This is a genomic window from Zooshikella harenae (genome assembly GCF_018837975.1).
GTDB lineage: Bacteria > Pseudomonadota > Gammaproteobacteria > Pseudomonadales > Zooshikellaceae > Zooshikella > Zooshikella harenae.
Genome location: NZ_JAGSOY010000157.1, coordinates 1 through 3,445 on the forward strand (window position 1 = coordinate 1; position 3,445 = coordinate 3,445).

4 protein-coding genes are annotated in these 3,445 nt (G+C 36.7%); 2 read left to right on the forward strand and 2 right to left on the reverse strand.

Annotated features, from left to right (window positions below):
* Positions 1 to 800 (forward strand): RHS repeat-associated core domain-containing protein (locus KCG35_RS26870; RefSeq protein WP_304956767.1); only part of this gene is annotated, 800 nt, incomplete at its 5' end.
* A complete protein-coding gene (locus KCG35_RS24040) occupies positions 797 to 1,237 on the forward strand; it encodes an ankyrin repeat domain-containing protein (RefSeq protein ID WP_215822396.1) in 441 nt (146 codons plus the stop codon). The genes KCG35_RS26870 and KCG35_RS24040, both read left to right, overlap by 4 nt.
* A gap of 694 nt (positions 1,238 to 1,931) precedes the next feature.
* Here KCG35_RS24040 and KCG35_RS24045 read toward each other — a convergent pair.
* Together KCG35_RS24045 and KCG35_RS24050 are read right to left on the reverse strand one after the other, a co-directional pair.
* Positions 1,932 to 2,240, reverse strand: coding sequence for a hypothetical protein (locus tag KCG35_RS24045; protein ID WP_215822397.1), 309 nt, complete (start codon positions 2,238 to 2,240; stop codon positions 1,932 to 1,934).
* A gap of 54 nt (positions 2,241 to 2,294) precedes the next feature.
* Entirely contained in the window at positions 2,295 to 2,972 is a 678-nt protein-coding gene (locus KCG35_RS24050) for a hypothetical protein (protein WP_215822398.1), read from the reverse strand.
* Between the last annotated feature and the right edge of the window lie 473 nt (positions 2,973 to 3,445).

The following is a 3,445-nucleotide window of genomic DNA, read 5'->3' on the forward strand; positions in this document are numbered from 1 at the left end:
GCTATATCCATGCGGATCACTTAAACACCCCACGTCGTGCCACCAACACAGAAGGCAACACCAGCTGGGCTTGGTACCGTGATGCTTACGGAATAGGTGATATAAACCAAGATGTAGACGGTGATGGCAAGAAAACTTTTATTGCCTTGCGTTTCCCTGGACAATATTACGACCCTGAAAGTGAGCTGTTTTATAATTATCATCGCTATTATGACCAATCCCTGGGCCGTTATGTCACCAGTGATCCGATTGGGCTGCAAGGTGGGTTAAATACTTTTGGGTATGCTTTAGGTGATCCAGTTAGATATTCTGATTCTAAAGGTCTTGATATTGCTGTAATTAATAATGGGCCAACAGATGGTAACCCGATCGGACATTCAGCAATCGCAATAACAGGGCATGGAGTATATAGCTATGGTAATAGCACTCCTCTAGGCAGTAGTACGTCAGATTATCTCAAGAGAGAAGCTCCTCGTCGAAATACTGTTGTAACTGTCATCCCTGCAACTGCTGAACAAGATAAAGCTGCCTTAAATTATTTAAAACAATATCCAGATAATACATTACCTGATTGGAGGGTTGGACTGATTACTGGAGAAAATTGTGCAACAAGAACTAGCGGGGCGTTAAGTGCTGCAGGATTAGCTGAAGGAAAAACTATTAGTCCTTTTAATGTGATATCAATGGGTGGAGCTGCTGCTCGAGTAACAGGAGGTAAACACTATATAGTTCCTAAAACTCCTATAGAGTCAAGCCCTGTTATACCTACAGAGTTAAACCAATTTGAGCCTAAACAATGAAATTAATATATATTGTTTTATTAACTTTGTTACTCCCTATTTCAGGTTGTTCAGACTTTTATTCAAATGACTTACAAAAAGCTATTGAAGAAAATAACTTAGTTGAAATTGATCAGCTTTTAGGTGAGCACCCTAAACTTTTGGAGGCATACTTATATGATGGTTGGACACCATTAACTCTTGCTGCAAGAGAAGGAAAGCTAAAAGTAACTAAATTACTTGTAAAACACGGTGTAGATTTAGAGCACTTGGAAGGGAGTGGTAATTCTGCATTGGCTTGGGCCACATTTAATCAGCATATAGAAGTTGTTCGTTATTTAATAAGTATGGGAGCAAATCCTTGCTTCAAAGGTGAAAAAGGCTCTTTCCCTTATACTATTGCAAAAAATAAAGGATACAATGAACTTAAAAAAATATTACCTAAATGTACAAAGTGAGAATTAATAATCTTTAATTAACAGTGTATAAGAAATTATTCAGTTAATTAAAAAAATACTACTTATTACCTGTGCCCACATTTGTGGGCTTTTTTATTTCTTTGAATAAATTTTAAAAAGCACCCGTCGTATATCAGTACCAACTGATGCATGTACCAGTGCCCTTAGTGCCCCTCCCTTTCCCCAAATACCCAACCCCCTCGAAAAAATAGCCGGTAATCGTAGTTATCGGCTATTTTGACGATTTTCGCGTAAGATGCTATCACTTTTGGTATTACGTATTACTAAGTCAGATAATTTGATTATGGGCAGCGTCTTAGTTTTATTTCATGACAATGACAGCATAAGCAGTATAGATGGACTTATTAAAGAGATAGAGTGAAGGCGTATCTCCCATATTTCGTGGTAAACTTCGCCAGTCTTATTTCTTTAAGAAAAAAGACTTCTAGCGTGATGTTGTGAGTACATTCGTACTCACTTTTTTTTGCTCTCAAGCAGATGCTACCTATCCTCAAATAGACTTGTGGGCTAATGGCTACCTATTTCTTACTTTCATGCTTTAATTTGCATGATAGTAGAATGCCTTGTGGCTAATCTTTATTAGTTAATGCGTATTAGGTGCAACAGGTTGCATGCATTGAGTTGCTTAGCTTTGAAGCCGGGTGCAACCTATTGCACCTTAATATACTTGAGGTTAGTCGTAGCCTAGAAGGCTACTAACATCATACACCTCTCCAGTGGTATAGGCTTGATAAAGATAATTGGCTACATGGTGAATACGAAGAGGCAAATACATAAAACAAAGCCATACTTCATCAATTGTCAGGCAGTATATAGGATCAGTTAATTTTAACTTTTGGAAAACATGGTTTACATCGTTTAAGAATGGTTCAAGCCATAAGTAAGAGTCATGGTATGTGAATGTAATGCTTTCATCATTTATGGCTAAGGTTAATTGATAACACTCTTCTCCATCACTTGAATCAAACCTTTTATCACTCAAGATTTTCCAACTTGTTTGTGTCCCCTTGGTGAAGGTGTGTAAGAGCAAATTTTTCTAACCAACTACACAGTTGCCGAGGGGACACGTAGAAATAATGACTGGAGGTAAATCAACTGTCACTGGAAATTTCCAAAAACTCGACTGTATCGTTGATAACATTTCTTGAGTCAAGTCTCCCGTAAGAGATATAAACTTTAGTTTCTCAATATATGCATAAGCATCTTCTTCCGGTTCTTCATTCTTTGGCAGTTCAGCTTCAAATACCACTAACTTTTGTAACATATAACCTTTACCAAATCTTAATAGCCTATTTTCCTTATCTATACTTAACCAATATGTTTGAACCTGGTTGGTATCTAAAAAAGCATCGGCCTCATTAGGTTTTTCGATTTTTGCAATAATTGCATCAGGATCATCACTTAATTTTTTCTTGAACAACGTTTGATGGATTCCAATTTCTAAACATATGACAGGTTCATCAGCGCCCAAAATAGCTGTATTTTCACTTAAAACTATGCCAAATGTAGATCTAGCCTGAAAAGAAAAAGCTACTGTTCCCTGCCCTCTAACAATAAGTTCTTGATGAGACAAAAAGACTGGATAAGGTGTCAGCTTGATTGCTGACATTAACATTGCATCAGGTCCCTGCAACAACCGCCCTGAAAAAAGCTCTCTACCACTTAGATCAAGGTCATAAAAGTATTCATCTTTAAAATTCTTTACTTTACTCATTATTTCAATCCTTTGAAAGGCCAGATACAAGATATTTTTATAAAACAACTATACCCTCATAACCAAGGCTTTTTCGATGTGACCATCAAGTCATAAAGCCTCAGAAGCCTATATTAATAAGCGACTGGAGTGACTGTTAATTGCTCCTGCATTAACTGCATTTCCACCATCCTTAGTGATCAAGAGCGACAACAAACCCTAAAAATTATTCATGAAGGTATACTAATAAATAACATTAGTTATAGGGTGATATAAACACAAGTAAACGACTAAATAAATTCCGAAAATACCTAATTGAATCAGTCGATTTGAGCTTTTAAAATTAGAATGTACTTCTCAAAGGTATATACTTATCCTAGTCAAGTTAATAGTCTGTAAACCATGCATACTAGCAGTAATTTATTAACCAAGTACTCATTTCTAATACTCTTGCTCATGCAGAGCAGTGCTGCTATCTCTGCAAATCAACAAAC